The 18,156-nt window shown below is 50.1% G+C and carries 10 protein-coding genes and 1 pseudogene; 4 read left to right on the top strand and 7 right to left on the bottom strand.

The window, feature by feature from the left end:
• Nucleotides 1–520: pseudogene (locus DW757_RS14790) on the top strand (BclA protein); the annotation flags it as partial.
• Between the two features lie 427 nt (nucleotides 521–947).
• On the opposite strand, the gene DW757_RS14785 reads toward DW757_RS14790, so the two are convergent.
• The 3 genes from DW757_RS14785 to DW757_RS14775 all read right to left on the bottom strand — a co-directional run bounded on the left by DW757_RS14785 (nucleotide 948) and on the right by DW757_RS14775 (nucleotide 4,931).
• Entirely contained in the window at nucleotides 948–2,216 is a 1,269-nt protein-coding gene (locus DW757_RS14785; RefSeq protein ID WP_021966648.1) for a diaminopimelate decarboxylase, read from the bottom strand.
• 270 nt (nucleotides 2,217–2,486) lie between these two features.
• Nucleotides 2,487–3,923, bottom strand: a complete 1,437-nt coding sequence (pyk, locus tag DW757_RS14780; protein WP_008398975.1) for a pyruvate kinase — start codon at nucleotides 3,921–3,923, stop codon at nucleotides 2,487–2,489.
• A 120-nt stretch (nucleotides 3,924–4,043) separates the two neighbouring features.
• A complete protein-coding gene (locus DW757_RS14775; protein WP_008398976.1) occupies nucleotides 4,044–4,931 on the bottom strand; it encodes a membrane protein in 888 nt (295 codons plus the stop codon).
• A gap of 353 nt (nucleotides 4,932–5,284) precedes the next feature.
• On the opposite strand from DW757_RS14775, the gene DW757_RS14770 reads away from it, so the two are divergent.
• The 3 genes from DW757_RS14770 to DW757_RS14760 all read left to right on the top strand — a co-directional run bounded on the left by DW757_RS14770 (nucleotide 5,285) and on the right by DW757_RS14760 (nucleotide 10,892).
• On the top strand, nucleotides 5,285–9,556 hold the full coding sequence (locus DW757_RS14770) for a 2-hydroxyacyl-CoA dehydratase (RefSeq protein ID WP_118752102.1): 4,272 nt from the start codon (nucleotides 5,285–5,287) through the stop codon (nucleotides 9,554–9,556).
• 232 nt (nucleotides 9,557–9,788) lie between these two features.
• The gene (locus DW757_RS17810; protein WP_021966650.1) at nucleotides 9,789–10,238 is read left to right on the top strand and encodes a GNAT family N-acetyltransferase; all 450 of its coding nucleotides are present in this window, start codon (nucleotides 9,789–9,791) and stop codon (nucleotides 10,236–10,238) included.
• A gap of 186 nt (nucleotides 10,239–10,424) precedes the next feature.
• The gene (locus DW757_RS14760) at nucleotides 10,425–10,892 is read left to right on the top strand and encodes a hypothetical protein (RefSeq protein WP_118752100.1); all 468 of its coding nucleotides are present in this window, start codon (nucleotides 10,425–10,427) and stop codon (nucleotides 10,890–10,892) included.
• A gap of 161 nt (nucleotides 10,893–11,053) precedes the next feature.
• Here DW757_RS14760 and DW757_RS14755 read toward each other — a convergent pair whose 3' ends face one another.
• From DW757_RS14755 to DW757_RS14740, 4 genes are all read right to left on the bottom strand, one after another.
• On the bottom strand, nucleotides 11,054–12,367 hold the full coding sequence (locus DW757_RS14755; RefSeq protein WP_118752099.1) for a TolC family protein: 1,314 nt from the start codon (nucleotides 12,365–12,367) through the stop codon (nucleotides 11,054–11,056).
• A gap of 24 nt (nucleotides 12,368–12,391) precedes the next feature.
• A complete protein-coding gene (locus tag DW757_RS14750) occupies nucleotides 12,392–13,561 on the bottom strand; it encodes a TolC family protein (RefSeq protein WP_118752098.1) in 1,170 nt (389 codons plus the stop codon).
• Between the two features lie 157 nt (nucleotides 13,562–13,718).
• Nucleotides 13,719–16,733, bottom strand: coding sequence for an efflux RND transporter permease subunit (locus DW757_RS14745; RefSeq protein ID WP_008398982.1), 3,015 nt, complete (start codon nucleotides 16,731–16,733; stop codon nucleotides 13,719–13,721).
• A 15-nt stretch (nucleotides 16,734–16,748) separates the two neighbouring features.
• Nucleotides 16,749–17,990, bottom strand: a complete 1,242-nt coding sequence (locus tag DW757_RS14740; RefSeq protein WP_118752097.1) for an efflux RND transporter periplasmic adaptor subunit — start codon at nucleotides 17,988–17,990, stop codon at nucleotides 16,749–16,751.
• Nucleotides 17,991–18,156 lie beyond the last annotated feature (166 nt).

The raw sequence follows: 18,156 nt of genomic DNA, 5'->3' as shown, positions 1-18,156 counted from the left end.
GACCGGCGCTGCAGGACCGGCAGGTGCCGCAGGTGCTGACGGCGCCACAGGACCTACCGGCGCTACAGGTGCTACCGGTGCCACAGGACCGACCGGCGCTGCGCCTCCATTTAATGGCCTGTATGCGACCAATGTTCCCAGCCAGTCACCGGCTTCCGACGGAACTGCCCTTACCTTCGATACAAACCAGTTAGAGGAGGGCACCGCCGTCACCCACACAGCCAGCAGCGGTGATTTTACCATCAATGAGGCCGGCGTATATCTGATTTCCTATTCGGTTATCGGAACCAACACAACCGCCACCGGCGAGGCGAAGGTGGAGCTTCGGGAAGACGGCACTCAGATTCCTGGAAGTGCAAAATCAGGAACTATCGCCGCTACCAGCAACACAACCACCCTGGCAGCCTCCGTACTCATCAGCGTAGCCGCAACTGCTACAATCACTCTGGTTATGATTGGAACCGGCTTCTCCTTTACGGATGCCGGACTTCTGATTCAGAAGATATCAGATACACCGTAAAAACTGGATATGTACCCAGCGGAGGGACAGCCGCAGTACGCGGCTGTCCCTCCGATTTGCTCACCTGTCTGCAATGAGATTTGGCCGAAAGCATCCCCGGGGCAATCCATATCCACGGGACTCCTTCTATTTGAGGAAAAGAAATTTTCCTGTAAACTGAAAAAACCCCCGCACCTTCCGGTGCAGGGGGCTCTTTCAGTTAGGATTTTGGAATTTCAAAAAGGTTAAAAGGTTTATTACTTTTGTATCGTGCATTTATTATGGTTTTAGTATAACACGGTTCTCCCAAAAATGTTTGTATAGTCTTTAAATAAATTATGAAGTTTTTCTTAAGATTCCACCGCCCCATGCAATAAAACGGCAGTTTTCTGCATTATAGGGACTTTCATCCTCTGCTTTTTACGCCCTCTTCTTTCCCGGCTATCTCCTACAGTACTTTATTAAAGAGATCACAGAAATCAAAGGTTGCATAGTAATCCCTGGGCGTCTCTGCCCGGCGGATCATCTGGACGCTTCCATCCTCCCTTAAAAGGAGCTCTGCAGAGCGCAGCTTTCCGTTGTAATTATATCCCATGGAAAATCCGTGGGCTCCTGTATCGTGGATCACCAGCAGATCTCCTAAGTCAATTTTCGGAAGCATTCTGTCAATGGCAAATTTATCATTATTTTCGCAGAGGGATCCCGTTATGTCATACTTATGGTCACATGGTTCCTTCTCCTTCCCCATCACTGTAATATGATGGTAGGCTCCGTACATGGCCGGGCGCATCAGGTTCACAGCGCAGGCATCCACACCGATATACTCCTTGTGCGTGTGCTTTTCGTGGATAGCCGTTGTCACCAGGCAGCCGTAAGGCCCCAGCATAAAGCGTCCCAACTCTGTGTAAATTGCCACATCGCCCATCCCTGCAGGAACCAGAACCTCCTCGTAAACCTTTCTTACTCCCTCTCCAATCATGAAAATATCGTTTGGCTCCTGATCCGGACGGTAGGGAATTCCGATTCCGCCGGAAAGGTTGATAAAGGCTATCTCTGCTCCGGTCTCCTCCTTCAGCTTGACTGCCAGCTCAAACAGCACCTTTGCAAGCATCGGATAATACTCATTGGTCACCGTATTGCTGGCCAGAAATGCGTGAATTCCAAACCGTTTCGCTCCCTTTGATTTCAGAATCTTAAATGCCTCGAAAATCTGCTCTGTGGTCATTCCGTATTTGGCATCCCCGGGGTTGTCCATGATGTCATTGCTGATCTTGAAAAGCCCGCCTGGATTGTAGCGGCAGCTTATGGTTTCCGGAATATGGCCGATGGCCTTCTCAAGAAATTCGATGTGGGTAATGTCATCGAGATTGATAATTGCCCCAAGGCTGTCTGCCTTCTGAAACTCCTCAAGGGGCGTATCGTTTGAAGAAAACATGATCTTTTCTCCGTCATATTCCATGGCCTCTGCCATCATAAGCTCCGTCAGGGAGGAACAGTCCACTCCGCAGTCCAGTTTCTTTAAAATATCGATGATAAACGGGTTCGGTGTTGCCTTGACTGCAAAGTACTCCCTAAACCCCTTGTTCCAGGAAAATGCCCTCTTTAAGCGCTCTGCATTCTCCCGAATTCCCTTTTCATCATAGAGATGAAAGGGTGTCGGATATGTCTTAGTAATCTCTTTTAACTGTTCCAGTGTCACAAACGGTTTCTTATCCATTCTCTTTCTCCTTATCCTGTTAAAATCCTCCGGCGTTTCTGCAGTCTTTGCCTTTTTCTGTTCTCTCCTGCGCCTTTTATCCGGCATCCGCAAAAACGGCGCGGACTTTCACTGGGAAATGCCGCGCCGCATAAGCCGTTTATCTGATTTCAAAAGTCCGGCTCAGCCTTCCCTCCGGCCTGGCCATCCTGAAGCTGCCTGACTCCGGCCTTTTTATCTGATTTCTGTTGATCTCTATTGACTCCTATTCATTCCTATCGATTTCTGTCTTTAGTCCACCTCAACCACGCGCATGATATTGGTATTAGCTGCCGGAGAATGCCGGCTTGCATAAGTCACAACTCCGGCAGTAGCCACAACCACATCTCCTGCCTTTACGATTCCCTTTTCCTTCAGAATCTCGATAGAAGAGTATACCAGAACGTCGGTGGAATCTGCCCTCTTTGCGTGGAACGGCTTCACCCCCCAGTAGAGCTGCATCTGACGGACCGTTGTCATGCTCGGTGAGAGTCCCACAATCGTCGCGTTGGGACGCCATTTGGAGAGCATTCTCGCTGTAAATCCGCTGACAGAAGGCGCCACAATCGCAGCTGCGCCCAGATCATGGGCTGTGGCTACGGATGAATAGCACACTGCGTTGGAGATATTTTTCTTATTTTCCACACTGACCCTTCTCTGACGATAGGACGAATAGTCCAGATACTTCTCGGAATCTTCCACGATCTGAGCCATCATCTTTACCGCCTCCACCGGGTAGCGTCCCATAGCTGTCTCCCCGGAGAGCATCACTGCGTCTGTTCCGTCATAAACGGCATTGGCCACGTCTGTCACTTCCGCACGGGTTGGACGGGGATTCCTGATCATGGAGTCCAGCATCTGGGTTGCTGTGATAACCGGCTTACAGGCCTCATTGCACTTTCGGATAATCAGCTTCTGTATATGAGGAACCTTCTCTGCCGGAATCTCAACTCCCATATCACCTCGGGCAACCATAATTCCATCGCAGGCTTCCAGGATGGAATCCAGATTTTTGATACCCTCTGCATTCTCAATCTTTGCAATAATAAGCATATTGGAACCATGCTTATCCAGAATCTCACGAATCTCACGGATTGCAGATGCATTTCTGACGAAGGAGGCCGCGATCATGTCAAATCCGGCCGTGATTCCAAAGAGGATATCCTCCTTGTCCTTGTCGGTCAGAGCCGGGAGCTTAATTTCCACATTTGGTACATTGACTCCCTTCTTCTCCCCAAGCTCACCTCCATTGATGATTCTGCAGACAATATCATTTCCCCTTACTTCTTCCACATCCAGCTCAATCAGTCCGTCGTCAATAAGGATCTGATTTCCCGGCACCACATCAGCGGGAAGCCCTGCATAGTTGATAAAGCCTCTCCTGTCGTCACCCACGATTTCATCTGTGGTGAGCGTATAAAGTTCTCCCGCCTTCAGAGTGACCTTCTTTCCGTCCTTCAGATTTCCCGTGCGAATCTCCGGACCCTTGGTGTCAAGCAGGGCTGCGATTGGAAGCCCCAGTTCTTCACGCACACTCTCGAGGATCTTATAGCGGCCCATATGCTCCTCGTAATCTCCGTGGGAAAAATTAAAACGCGCCACATCCATTCCATTTAAAGCAAGCTGTCTCATAATCTCTCTGTCATTGGTGTTCGGGCCCATGGTGCAGATAATTTTTGTCTTTTTCATCCTGTTATATTCCTCCTGTATCTGTTCTCAGCCCCCTCTGGCTGAGCGTTGCAAGTTTCCCCCGTTTTTCCCCATATCTGCTTCGGCAGAAAAGCCGGCGGCTCTGATACTCTCCCCGCTTTAGTCCTCCCTGCGTTTCTCCAAATCCTCCTTTGTCACATGTTTATGCGTATAAAGGTGATCCATACAGTATTCCAAGCCCCCTTCACACTTGGAACAGTAACGGAACTCCAGATTCGGATCGTCTTTTTCAGTCCTGCCGCAGACTGCACAGCGGTGATGCCCAATCTTAATTTTCTGTGCATTGGCAGCCTTCACATTGGATTTGAATTTCTGTTTTCTCCGAATCTCGGAGGGACTGATCTTCCGGTAATTTCTGGTCATAAGGAAGAATACGACAAAATTTAGCAGTGACAGGCCGATACATATTTTGGACACAAACCCGCCAAAAATAAAGTCATACAGAAATTCTGCCCCGATAAAAATACCCAGCCACGATGCCTTGATCGGAATGACAAAGTACAGGCGGAACATCAGATTCGGAAATGTCACCGCAAAGGCCAGAAACAGGGAATTATTCAGGTAATAAGTGGTCAGCGGAAATGACAGAGGCACCCCGATCAGTGCCCAGGTGGCAAAATAGAGGATAAATGCCGCTACGATATGACCCAGAATTCCCATCAGGAAATACAGGTTAAAGCGGAAGATTCCCCACACCTGCTCCAGCGTCCGGCCCAGGAAGTAGTAAAGGCTCATGGCAATCGCGCTGAGCAGCACGGAAGTCATGGGATCACTGCTCATAGAAGGCGGACAGATCAAAAAGGTGACAATTCTCCAAATCTGTCCCTGAAGAATCGCCCCCACATCTAACGACAGATACTGAAAATAAATATTGGGGTTTGCCACATAAATGATGAGTCCCATTCCGTACATTATAATAATGTAGTACATCAGGTTGGGAATGGCATATCTCCCGAATTTCTTTTCTAGTTTTCTCAAAAAATTCATATATTTTCCTGCTCTCTCTTTTCTGATCCCTCTGTTGGAATCTTTAGTTCCTTATTATAAATTTAGCCGCCCTCTTTGTCAAATAAATTGTTTTTCCTTCCATACACTTTACATATGCTGATCCCTCTTTTCTCTTTTTTTCGTCCGCTGCTGCCTTCAGGAACCCGCCGAGGCACGATAAAAACAGTTCCTCACATCGGAATTTTCCTCTAGTGCAAAATTAATGATTCTAACCTTTTTTTTACAGCATTTTAACGCAAATAATCAATTGTATTCTTTCTTATTCTATGTTAAAGTATAGCCGAATAAACGTGTACTACAAAGGAGGGACGGGGATTAGCCCCGGTTAATATATGAAATCCTGTAAAAGACTGGGAATCGATATCGGTTCCACTACCGTAAAAGTCGCGATTATCGACGATGACAACCGCATTCTGTTTGCCGATTACGAACGCCACTTTGCAAACATCCAGGAGACCCTGGCCCTGCTCCTTTCACGGGCAGTGGAGGTTCTCGGAGACATGGAACTCTATCCCATGATTACCGGCTCCGGCGGACTTACCCTCTCCAGTCATCTGGAAGTGCCGTTTGTCCAGGAAGTCGTTTCTGTGGCATCTGCCCTACAGGACTATGCTCCCCAGACGGACGTAGCCATTGAGCTCGGCGGAGAGGACGCGAAAATTATCTACTTTACCGGAGGCATTGATCAGAGAATGAACGGCATCTGTGCAGGAGGAACAGGCTCCTTCATCGATCAGATGGCTGCCCTTCTCCAGACTGACGCTTCCGGACTGAACGAATACGCAAAAAATTACAAGGCCATTTATCCCATCGCTGCCCGCTGCGGCGTGTTTGCGAAATCGGACATTCAGCCTCTCATCAACGAGGGCGCTACAAGGGAGGACCTTGCCGCCTCCATCTTCCAGGCCGTAGTCAACCAGACCATCAGCGGACTGGCCTGCGGAAAACCTATCCGCGGTACTGTCGCATTCTTAGGCGGACCGCTTCACTTCCTGTCCGAGCTTCGGGCAGCTTTTATCAGAACCCTAAACCTTGGACCGGACAGAATTGTTGCCCCTGATCACTCTCACCTGTTCGCAGCCGTCGGCGCTGCCATGAATTCAAAATGCGAAGTCAGCATGAATGCATCATCCATGATTGAGCGCCTCAAAAAGGGCATCAAGATGGATTTTGAGGTCAACCGTATGGAGCCTCTCTTCGAAAATGAGGCCGCCTATGAGGAATTTAAAACGCGCCACGAGAACCACTGCGTCAAAAAAGGTGACTTGTCAACTTATAAGGGAAACTGCTTCCTGGGAATCGACGCAGGATCCACCACCACCAAGGTAGCCCTCGTCGGCGAGGACGGAACTCTGCTCTACAATTTTTACAGCAACAACAACGGAAGTCCTCTGGCCACAGCTATACGCGCCATGAAGGAGATCGATGAGAAACTCCCTGAGGGCGCCCACATCGTCTACTCCTGTTCCACCGGATACGGCGAAGCGCTTTTAAAAGCTGCCTTCATGCTGGATGAGGGGGAGGTTGAAACCATCTCCCACTACTACGCTGCAGCCTTTTTTGAACCGGATGTGGACTGTATTTTAGACATCGGCGGCCAGGATATGAAGTGTATCAAGATCAAGGACGGAACAGTCGACAGCGTTCAGCTCAATGAGGCCTGCTCCTCCGGCTGCGGTTCCTTCATTGAAACCTTTGCGAAATCTCTGAACTACAGTGTCATCGATTTTGCAAAAGAAGCCCTGTTTGCGAAAAATCCGACGGATCTGGGAACCCGCTGCACGGTATTCATGAATTCCAACGTAAAGCAGGCCCAGAAGGAGGGCGCATCTGTAGCCGACATCTCTGCAGGTCTCGCCTACTCCGTTATCAAGAACGCGCTGTTTAAGGTAATCAAGATCACAAACGCCTCCGATCTGGGAAAGCATGTGGTAGTTCAGGGCGGAACCTTCTACAACGACGCAGTGCTCAGAAGCTTCGAGAAAATCGCGGGCTGTGAGGCTGTCCGCCCGGATATTGCCGGAATCATGGGAGCCTTCGGAGCCGCTCTCATTGCCAGGGAGCGCTATGACGCCTCCAGGGAAACCTCCATGCTGCCGATGGAGAAAATTTTAAATCTCTCCTACAAGACCAGCATGACAAGGTGCCAGGGCTGCACCAACCACTGCGTTCTGACGATCAACCGTTTCGACGGCGGACGCCAGTTCGTAACCGGCAACCGATGCGAGCGCGGCCTCGGACATTCAAAGAAAAAGGAGGATATTCCAAACCTCTTTGATTACAAATTTCACCGGATGTTCGACTACGAGCCTCTGACTGCCGATGTGGCAAAACGAGGAACAGTCGGCATTCCAAGAGTGCTGAACCTCTATGAGAACTATCCGTTCTGGGCCGTATTTTTTAAGAAGCTGGGCTTTCGGACTGTCCTGTCTCCCCAGTCTACGAGAAAGATTTACGAGCTGGGAATCGAATCTATCCCCAGCGAGTCTGAGTGTTATCCTGCCAAACTGGCCCACGGCCATGTAGAATGGCTGATAAAACAGGGCGTCAAATACATATTTTACCCCTGTATTCCTTATGAGCGAAACGAAATGCCGGAGGCCGGAAACCATTACAACTGCCCGATGGTTACTTCCTATGCAGAAAATATCAAGAACAACGTGGAGGAGCTCCACGGAAACGAGATTCTGTTCAGAAACCCATTCATGGCCTTCACCAATGAGGAGATCCTGACAGACGCTCTCGTAAAGGAGTTTACAGAGCAGTTCCAGATTCCGGAAAAAGAGATACGCGAGGCGGCCGGTGAAGCCTGGAAGGAGCTTCTCGCATCCAGGAAAGATATGGAGAAAAAGGGAGAAGAGGTTCTCAGGTGGCTTGTGGACAATAACCGCCACGGAATTGTCCTGGCCGGACGTCCCTACCATGTAGACCCTGAGATCAACCACGGAATTCCGGAGCTTATCACCTCCTACGGCTTTGCCGTGCTGACAGAGGACTCGGTATCTCATCTGGGAAATGTGGAGCGTCCCCTCATCGTCACCGACCAGTGGATGTACCACTCCCGCCTGTACGCAGCCGCAAACTTTGTTAAAACTCAGGAAAATCTGGATCTCATCCAGCTCAATTCCTTCGGCTGCGGGCTGGATGCAGTGACAACGGATCAGGTAAACGATATTCTGACTCACTCGGGAAAAATCTATACCTGTTTAAAAATCGACGAGGTAAATAATCTGGGAGCCGCCAGAATCCGAATCAGGTCTCTGATCTCGGCGATCCGTGTCAGGGAGAGAAAGCACTATCAGCATGATGTGGTCACAAGCGCCTACAGCCGCGTTTTCTTCACCAAGGAGATGAAGAAGGACTACACCATTCTCTGTCCCCAGATGTCTCCGATTCACTTTGATCTGATCGAACCGGCAGTCAGAAGCTGCGGATACAAGCTTGAGGTACTCCAGAATTCTGACCGGACTGCCATTGACACAGGCCTTAAGTTTGTAAACAACGACGCCTGCTATCCGTCGCTGATTGTGGTGGGACAGATCATGTCTGCCCTGCTGTCCGGAAAATACGATCTGAACCGTACGGCCATCATTATGAGCCAGACAGGAGGAGGCTGCCGTGCGTCCAACTATATTGGATTTATCCGCCGTGCCTTAGAGCGGGCAGGGATGCCGCAGATACCTGTTATTTCCCTGAATGCCAACGGCATGGAGACAAACCCGGGCTTCTCTTTTACACTGCCGATGGTAATCAAGGCTCTGCAGGCTGTAGTCTACGGAGACGTGTTCATGCGGGTTCTCTACGCCACAAGGCCCTATGAGGCAAAACCCGGAAGCGCAGACGCTCTCCATGAGCAGTGGAAGGAGAGATGCATTGCTTCCCTGACAAAGAAAAAGCCGTCCATGAAGGAATTCAGCAGAAACCTTCGTGGAATCATCTCTGACTTTGACACACTCGCCCGGAGGAATGCGGTGAAGCCGAAGGTGGGAATTGTAGGCGAGATCCTGGTTAAATTCTCCCCTCTGGCAAACAATCACGTAGTGGACTTGCTGGAGAGCGAGGGCGCAGAGGCCGTGATGCCGGATCTGCTTGACTTCCTCCTCTACTGCTTCTACAACTCCAACTTCAAGGCAGAAAACCTGGGAGGAAAGAAGTCCACTGCATGGCTCTGCAATGTGGGAATCCAGATGCTTGAGTATTTCCGCCGCACGGCCAGAAAAGAGCTGGAAAAGAGTACGCATTTTATTCCTCCGGCGCGAATTCACGATCTGGCTGCCATGGCAAAATCTTACGTTTCTCTGGGAAATCAGACGGGAGAGGGATGGTTCCTTACCGGAGAGATGCTGGAGCTGATACACAGCGGCACGAAGAATATTATCTGCACTCAGCCCTTTGGCTGTCTGCCCAACCATATTGTGGGAAAAGGCGTTATCAAGGAGCTGAGGGCCTCCCATCCTGAGGCGAATATTATCGCCGTGGATTACGATCCGGGAGCCAGCGAGGTAAATCAGCTGAACCGGATTAAGCTGATGCTAGCTACGGCGCAGAAGAATCTGAATGCGGAGGCGGCCGCTGAAGCTGCTGCCGCCGGGGAGAGGGCTTAAAAAGGGCTGGCGTCAGAAATCAGAAAAAGGTAAGTTTTCCAGTTCCAGGAAAGTCACTGGAAAACTTACCTTTTTCTTCTTTGCGGCTTTCTTTTCCGGTCGGAAAAATGCAGGAGAGATGTGTTTTGAAGAGCTGTGCCTGGAAAGGAGGATCCGAATAGAAAAACCGGGGCATTTTTCCCCCTTCCCATGGCAGTTTTTTAACAGAAATACTGAATGGAGGAATGGAACGGTGGAGCTTGTAGTAAAACGTTTCAATGAACTGACCCTTTCGGAGCTTTATGATATTTTAAAGCTCAGGGTAGATGTATTTGTGGTAGAGCAGCACTGCGCCTACGGGGAGATTGACGGGAATGATCCGGATGCTATCCATGTGTTTTTCAGGGACAGCGACGGGATTGCCGCATACCTGAGAGTCCTTAACCGGGGAGTATTCTTTCCGGAACCGGCTATCAGCCGGGTGATCTCTGCCAGAAGGAGATGTGGCATCGGAAGCAAACTTCTGCAGGAGGGAATCAAAACGGCTGTGGAAAAGTTTGGAGCGACTTCCATCCGCATTGAGGCTCAGACCTATGCCCGCCCCTTCTATGAGGCTCAGGGCTTTCGCAAGGTTTCCGACGAGTTTCTCGATGCTGGGATTTCCCATATTGAGATGCTGTGGGAAAAGCCTGACTCCTTTTAACAGACTGCAAAAGCCTCATTCAGGCTGAAAAACGGCTGCTTCTGAGGCCCTGTTTTTCGGGGCTGACAGAAACTTTGAAGATTCTATGAATAATTGTTTAACAGCCTTTTAATAAGTCATTACGATTTTTTTAATGACAAACCGCAATTCTTGTGATAAAATAAAGAAGGATTGGAGGTTCTTACAATGGGTTTCAGAAATTTTGCCTGTACGCTTGTACTGACGTTTTCATTTGCCGGCACAGCTTTTGGGGCTGATGCTGCGGCAGTTCCGCAGACACTTTCCGCTGACATGGTAACGACTGCTTCTAACGAGGCGGTTCCTTTGACCGGTTCTAAGGTTATCACAGATGAATTTTCCTTCGAGGTTCCCGAACGGTGGGCCGGAGAATGTGTAATTATTCAGAATGATGAGGGACTGGACATGTATGACAAGGAGTCCTATGAAGCTGACGGTTCAGGACTTATGTTCTCCATTGTCCGCTGCAGCGACGACAGTTATACATCACTGGAAAGCTACTCCATTCTCGGATTTTGCGGAAGCGACACCTTTATCCTGGACACATCGGAATCAGAAAACGACAATAAGAGCTTAAAAAAAGGCTTAAGAGAGCTGCAGAGCAGTTTCGTCGCCGTAGTGGGCGAAGGACAGTAACACTTTTCCTGAAACCAGTGAGATACTTTCCATCTGCTCCCAAAATTATCAACAACCCTTTCTAATTTACAAGAGAAAAGGCCGCAGGAGGCTTGATAGGTTCCCCCTGCGGTCTTTTCTTTTACTCTCCTTTTCTCTTTATTTTCTTTATTTCTGACGTTTTATATGCCTTTGATCTCCCACCTGTACGCGGAGATGGCCTGGCTGAGGGCAATGGACGCGGCCTCTCTGTCCGCTTTTTTCTCCTGGTAGGAAGCCACTCCCTGAAGGTAATCCTGTCTGGAAATCATTCCCGACTGATACTTGGTCTCAAGGGCATCCCGCTCCTTCTGGGCGCTCTGGAATGCCTGACCGGCAGCATCATACGCCTCACGTTTTGCGATCATATCGCTATAGAGCGCATCCATGGTGGAATTTTTTTCTCCCTTCGCCTCCTCTATCTGCTGGGTCCTGAGGCTGCTGGCCGCGCTTCCTCCCGCCTGGGATTTTCGCAGTGCCTGAATGGATTCATCTGAGGTTATGGCGGTCTTTTTATCTTCCTCCAGCTGAAAGGTATCAATGACAGACGGATCAGGCTCCGGGAGCGTTCCTATCTCCAATCCTTCTGCGTTTCGTCCAATCATGGCCGCCAGCTGCCGTTTCAGACTGTCCTCGCTGTCCCTGGCCGACTGCAGAGAAATCTGGGCGCTCAGCAGACTCTGCTCTGCTGTCAGCAGTTCCTGCTGGGTTGTCATTCCGGCTGCATACATTTTCTGTGTCTTTTCATAAGCTGCCCTGGCGCTTTCTTCCTGTTTTTCGGCGGTCTCTCTCTGGGCCCGCATCTGGTTATAGCTTGCCATAAGGGTCTGAGCTGTCTTCACCATGGTGTTGACAGACTGGTTCAGACTCTTCTGACCGCTCACTCCCGTAAGTCTGCGGATTGTCCGATTCATCTGAGCGATGGAGGTTCCAAGCTGATCTGCATTTGACTCATACTGGGCGATCAGAGCATCACTTCCGTCCTCCTCCTTCAGATCCCCGGCATTTTCTGTCATCTCCTGCTTTGCAGCCGCCAGAGACGAAAGGGCCTCCTGATAGATCTCCAGATCGGTGTCGTAGGAGCCGATGGCTGCTTTTACGGTAGGATTTCCCCTCCTTATAAGCTCCTCCAGCTCTCCGTATTCAATCTGGCTGTCCGCCAGTTCCTCCTCTGAAAAAGCAGCTTCTTCTGCCTGGGAGCCGCTTTCAGTCCCGGAGCCGGCGGACGCATCATCCCCTCCTTCTGCTGAGACTCCAGGGCCGACGGCCAAAGCTTCCTCCTCAGTCTGCCCGTCGGCTTCACCTGCCTTCCCTTCTCCCTCAGCCTGCCGCTCCAGCTGCGTCTGTGTCACCTCCAGAGATTTGGCGGCCTGAACGGGCAGTGTCCAGACCACAGACAGCAGAAGGATACTTCCAGCCAGCCATCCCCCTTTTCCTCTTCCCATCACTTTGCGCATATGGCATTTCCTCCTAATCTGCGTCTATGAAGCGCTGGCCAGACCGTTCACTGCCCATTCATAGGCAAGCTGCGCACTCAGCAGGCTGTAGGCCGCTGTCTGCTTTGCCGTTTTCGCATCCTCATAGGAATAGACCTGTTCCTGGTAGCTGTTGGCACTGATCGTGCCGGCCGCCTTTTTCCGTTCTGCTGTCTGCATCTGCTGTTCAGAAAGAGCCAGCTGGTTTACGGCCTGTTCATACTTGTTTTTGGCCAGAAGAAGACTCTGGTAGGCGCTTGTCACATTGGACTTTATGGTCTGTTCCCCGCTCTTTACCTGCTCTGTATACGTTTCTTCATTTGTACTGGATCTGGAATTCTGCAGCTTCTTTTTCAGGATTTTCAGATCGTAGTTATTCTCCAGGGCCTTGTTCAGATCCTCTTCCAGGTTAACGGTCTGAACAGCGTCCAAATCCGGCTCCGGCAGCTCTTTAATCTCCACCTCATCTCCATAATTCCACCCCAGCATCCGGATTAGAGAGTCTCTCGTCTCATTCAGACTGCTCTGGGCGGAGGTAATGGATGACTGCGCTGTGAGAACCGCCTCACTGGCATTTAAAAGTTCCGTCTGTGTAGCAGTACCGGCAGCCACTTTGGCTGAAACTGTCTGTTCATTCTGCTTCGCCTGCTCCAGAGCGCGGTTCAGGGATTCCAGATTGGCAGTACTGCTCCAGTAGGAGATCATCAGGCTCTGGGCCTGGTTTACCAGGCTCTTCTCTGTCTTTGTATACCCCCACCTCACCGTGTCCTCATCGTCCACATTGTTGTCACCCCGCTCCACCATATTGTCCGCCTGCTGCTCACTGCTGATATAGCTGGAAAGGGCTGATGCATATCCCTCTGAGTCAGAATCCAGCTCCGGAAGGTTCCCATAGATTTCATCTGCAGAGTCGTAATATTCCTGTGCCACGTCATCCCTGTCTTTTCCCTGATAATCCTTATAATCAATGTTATTCTGCTTCACCGTACTGTTGTACTCATGGATCAGCTCGTCTATCTCTCCAAATTCCAGTGTGTCATCCCTGATAGACGCCCACTCCTCCTCCGTATAGGCAAAAGGGGGGCTATCCGCAAAAGCGCACATGGGAAAAACTGTACCTGCTAAAAGAGCCATTCCTACTGCCCAAAGCGCCGCTCTGTATCTGAATTTTCTCATAATTTATACTCCTTTTGCAGTGCCTCTGCCAGGACTGTACCGAGAAGCTTTTCCATCCTCTTTCTTCTGCCAGTTTCCGGTTCGTTCCGTCCTCTGCAGAGGCCATACCTTTTCTCACTGTTCCGTTTGTCTCATATTCAGCCGACACCGGCAAAGCCTAGTCAATATCCCAGCCGTTATATGCCTTTGGCTTTCGGTTCATCAGCGCGTAGTAGACAGGGAGCATGAAGAGGGCTACAAACAGTCCCACTGTCAGTCCTCCAATATCCACTACCGCAAGTCCCTGAGTCGTAGAACCGCTGCTTCCAATAGCCATTGCCATAGGCAGCATGCCAAGGATCGTAGTAAGGCTGGTCATCAGCATCGGGCGAAGCCTCGTAGCTCCCGCTTCAATCATGGCTGTCTCCATATCCATCTCCATCCGGTACTGGTTCACCGTATCCACATAGAGGATTCCGTTGTTTACAACCGTTCCCACCAGGATCAGAAATCCCAGGATGGAAGTCATACTCATGGTGACCCCTGTCAGCTTCAGAAAGCCAAAGGAGCCGATCAGGCTGAACGGAATCGTGGTCATAACCATAAAGGAGAACTTGGGAGACTCAAACTGCGCCGCCATTACAACGAAGAGCAGGAACACCGCCGTTGCAATCGCTGTATAGAGGGCTGAAAATTCTTCCTCCATCATCTGATCCGTGCTGCTCGTTCCCCTTTTTATAGTTCCTGTCAGATTCGGCGCAATCACCTCGCTGTCAATCTCTGCAGACACATCCTGGCCGGTGTAATCGCCGCTGATGGTTACCTGGTATTCTTTATCCTCCCTGCTGATGGATGACGGGCTGTCTTTAAAGATTACCTCTGCCACATCTGTCAGGGCAACAGAGCTTCCATCCTGTGCCGTCAGCGTAATATTTTTCATCTGATCAATGGTCCGGTACTCATCTTCCGGGTACTCAACCTTTACATCTATATCCTGCCCATCCACAGTAAGAGTCGTGGCTGTGGTGCCGCTCAGTGCATTGTTTACCGAAGAACCGATGGAAGAAGCGCTCAGACCATACTTCTCAGCCATCAGAGAATCTACCTTGATGGTGACAATGGGAGCATTGTTTTCATAGCTGGAATGGACGTTGATAATGTCGTCCCTGGCGGTGAGCTCCTCCACAATCTTGTCGCTGACTTCTTTCAGCTCGTCATACTGGGTTCCCTTAAGAATCACCTCGTAGCCGCGGCTTCTCTGCATAAAGCTCATAGAACTTCCCGCTGTGACGTCGATGCTGAAATTTTCAATGTCTGTCATCTCCTCCTGCCACAGATCTGCCAGCTCCTGGGTTTCCATGGTTCTGTCATCCTTCAGATAGGCTGTTACGCTTCCGCTCTGGTTATTATACCGAAGCATGTAGGAATCCACGTTCTCATTGGAAGATACTATCTGCTCGATCTCCTCGAGAGCCGTGTCTGCCTTTTCATCCAGAATGCCCGGACGGGCCTCAATGTCGATGCTGATCTGTGCCGTATCGTCAGCCGTGATAAGCTCTGTCTCCATTCCTGAGGCCAGATAGACAGTGGCCACAAGCATTGCCACAGATACAGACATAACCATCGCCTTGTGTCTTAAAAGTCTTTTCATGATCCTGCGGTAGAGGTCCTGCAGTCTCTCCACCGGCCTGGACAGGACAGCCCCCTCCTTCTCTCTCGGCTTATACACAACGTAGCACAGAGGCACGACCGTCACGGCAGAGAGCAGAGATGCTATCATACAGAATACTACGGTAAAGCCCAGAGGGCCGAACATCTGTCCTGACATTCCCTGAAGGGATGCCAGCGGAATAAATACGACACAGGTTGTAGCCGTACCGCCGATGATCGACGCGAACACCACATTGGTTCCCTGAAGAGCGGACTTTGCATAACCCACAATTCCCTTATCCCAGTTTTCTTTCGTAACCCTGAAGCAGCTTTCCAGAACGACAATGGAGTTATCTACCATCATTCCAACTCCCAGGGTCAATGCGCTCATGGTGATGACATTCAGCGAAAAGCCTGCCGAGGTAATCGCGATCAGCGATAACAGGATCGAAGTAGGGATAGAACTTCCGACAATCAGGGAAGCCTTCACATCTCCAAAGAACAGGAAAATAATAATCATCGAGATTACTACCGCCAGGATCATGGTTACCGCCACATCCTTTAAGGAGTCCAGGATCGTGTCCGCAGAATCATTTACAATCTCAATAGTCAGATCAGAATCATCTGCCGTCAGAGTTTCTATGGTCTCTTTTACGGCGTTGGAAACCTCCATGGCCGTGTTGCTCTGGTTTTTAGTGATGGAAATGGAGATTGTTTCCTGTCCGTCATATCGGGATATTCCTCCCTGCTCCTCCTTGGCCTCCGTAATGTTCGCAACATCCTGCAGCATAATAATCTCGCCGGATGAGGTTGTGATGGGAACAGTCTTTAAATCCTCCATCTCCTCTGTCTCCAGTGAGGTGGTGACAGACAGCTCCAGATTTCCCACCACTGTGTCTCCTGACGGAGATGACAGGTTTGCCGCCTCAATAGCCGAGGTGATCTGGGACATGGTTACCTTGTACTGGGCCATCTTTTCTGAAATCAATTCAACCTTGATATATTCCGACGAACCTCCTGTAGCCTCCACAGAGGCCACCGATGTGATTTTTTCCAGCTCAGGAACGATTTTCTGATCTACATAGTCATACAGATTGCTCTGTGTCCTGTGGCTGATGGACAGCATCATAGTGGTACTGGCATCCATACTCATTTCCATCACCGTCGGTTCCTCCGCGTCATCTGGAAGCTGTCGTTCAATGCTGTTCATCTTCTTTGTTAAATCGCTGTATGCCTCATCCATATCTGTGCCGTAGTCGTATTCCAGCATAACCATAGATGAACCGTCACTGGATGTAGAGCTGACGCTCTTCACTCCCTCCAGGGTACTGACCTCATCCTCTATGGGCTCTGTCACCAGCTCACAGATGTCCTCAGGACCCGCTCCGTCATAGCGGGTGCTTATAATCAGCATGGGAGTCTCCATCTCCGGCATCTGCTCCAGAGTGGCATTAAATACAGAAGAAATACCGAACACCAGCAGACAGAGCAGCGCCATAACGATCGTAACCGGACGTTTCAGGACAAATTTTGTAATTCCCATAATGGCCTCCTTTTCCTACCTTTCCTCTGCGTCCGCTACCGGTTCCAGGGGCAATGCGTCTGACGGGGAAAGCGGCTGTTCCCTGCCGTCTGTCTCTTTGTCCGCCGTCTCCTCTGTCTGCATATCCGCGTCTGTACCTGTGCCCTCGCTGTCATCTTTGAGCTTTACCGTACTTCCCTCATATAGCTCCGAGCTCCAGGTGCTTATCACCAGGTCATTTTCTGTGAGACCTGCCTTGATCTCTGCCAGTTCTGAATCGAAGATTCCCACCTCAACCTCTTTTTTATGTACCGTTCCGTCCTCATAGACATAGACGTTTCCTACGCCGCCGTCAAAGTAAACTGCGTCCACCGGGACCGTCATGGCATCGTGAACCTCCTCAGAAACCACATAGATTTTCACTGTGCTGCCTGTGGGGACCTCATCTGCCTGAGCCATGCTGGCCTTCACCTTAAACATTCCTGTGGCTGCGTCTACCATGCCGCTCACCTCTGTGATGAATCCTCTGTATTCCGCCCCGTCCTTTTCAATCCGTATTTCATCTCCCACTGACAGATTCTTTGCCACGCGCTCTGTCACACTGAAGGACACTCTCTGCTCCCCCTCGCCGGAAATAACACAGAGCTGCGCGCTCACATTCACATTGTCAAATACCTCCACATCACAGCTCTCTACCTTGCCGGCGATAGGAGCGGTCACAGTGCTGTACTCCACCTGGTTTTCATAATTCAGCTTTGCTGATTCATACTGCAGCCTGGCTGACTTTACCTGATTCTGATACTCTTCATACTCCTGGTCGGAAATATCGCCGCCCGCATAGAGAAGCTGCATCCTGTTCAGAGTGCTCTGAGCCTGATCATAGCTGATCTTTGCAGAATCCATGGAGTTTTTAGCTGACTCTACCTGTTTTGTGTCGATGGTCAGAAGCACCTGTCCGGCTTCAACTACATCTCCGGCCTTTACCTGCACAGAAGTGACATCGCCTGACTCCTGAGCGTATACATAGACAACATCTGCCGGTTCCACGGTTCCCGTGACAGCTGTTTCCAGCTTAATATCTCCGCTTTTGGGATACTCCGCAGAAACGGTTGCCACGTTGTTCATCTGCCCCATACCCATGGCTACCGGTGAAGAAGACTTTCCTCCTCTTCCTGCCAGAAAGGCAGCGGCAGCTACTGTAAAAATAGCCGCCGGGATCACTATCTTTTTTTTCCGTTTCAGCAAATCTGCCGCTGAATACAGTTTTTCTCTATTCATGTCTGTTCTCCTTCCTTCTCGCCTGCACTTCTGAAGGCGAGCCTGAGCCCCGTATTCTCTCTCGGTGACTGTTTGCGCTAAAGTATAGCACCTCAATTTTAAATGAACTTTAACCTTATATAAACTGAATGTGAACTTACATTTAAAATTCTGTGTTCTCCTGCTA

It is taken from the genome of Clostridium sp. AM29-11AC, assembly GCF_003480545.1.
Classification (GTDB): domain Bacteria; phylum Bacillota; class Clostridia; order Lachnospirales; family Lachnospiraceae; genus Otoolea; species Otoolea saccharolyticum_A.
This window is presented reverse-complemented; position numbering and strand designations above follow the sequence as displayed.

What these genes read in the sequence shown, in the direction of transcription:
- DW757_RS14785 (WP_021966648.1), bottom strand. Translation starts at nt 2,216, where the DNA reads ATGGATAAGAAACCGTTTGTGACACTGGAACAGTTAAAAGAGATTACT.
- pyk (WP_008398975.1), bottom strand. Translation starts at nt 3,923, where the DNA reads ATGAAAAAGACAAAAATTATCTGCACCATGGGCCCGAACACCAATGAC.
- DW757_RS14775 (WP_008398976.1), bottom strand. Translation starts at nt 4,931, where the DNA reads ATGAATTTTTTGAGAAAACTAGAAAAGAAATTCGGGAGATATGCCATT.
- DW757_RS14770 (WP_118752102.1), top strand. Translation starts at nt 5,285, where the DNA reads ATGAAATCCTGTAAAAGACTGGGAATCGATATCGGTTCCACTACCGTA.
- DW757_RS14760 (WP_118752100.1), top strand. Translation starts at nt 10,425, where the DNA reads ATGGGTTTCAGAAATTTTGCCTGTACGCTTGTACTGACGTTTTCATTT.
- DW757_RS14755 (WP_118752099.1), bottom strand. Translation starts at nt 12,367, where the DNA reads ATGCGCAAAGTGATGGGAAGAGGAAAAGGGGGATGGCTGGCTGGAAGT.
- DW757_RS14750 (WP_118752098.1), bottom strand. Translation starts at nt 13,561, where the DNA reads ATGAGAAAATTCAGATACAGAGCGGCGCTTTGGGCAGTAGGAATGGCT.
- DW757_RS14745 (WP_008398982.1), bottom strand. Translation starts at nt 16,733, where the DNA reads ATGGGAATTACAAAATTTGTCCTGAAACGTCCGGTTACGATCGTTATG.
- DW757_RS14740 (WP_118752097.1), bottom strand. Translation starts at nt 17,990, where the DNA reads ATGAATAGAGAAAAACTGTATTCAGCGGCAGATTTGCTGAAACGGAAA.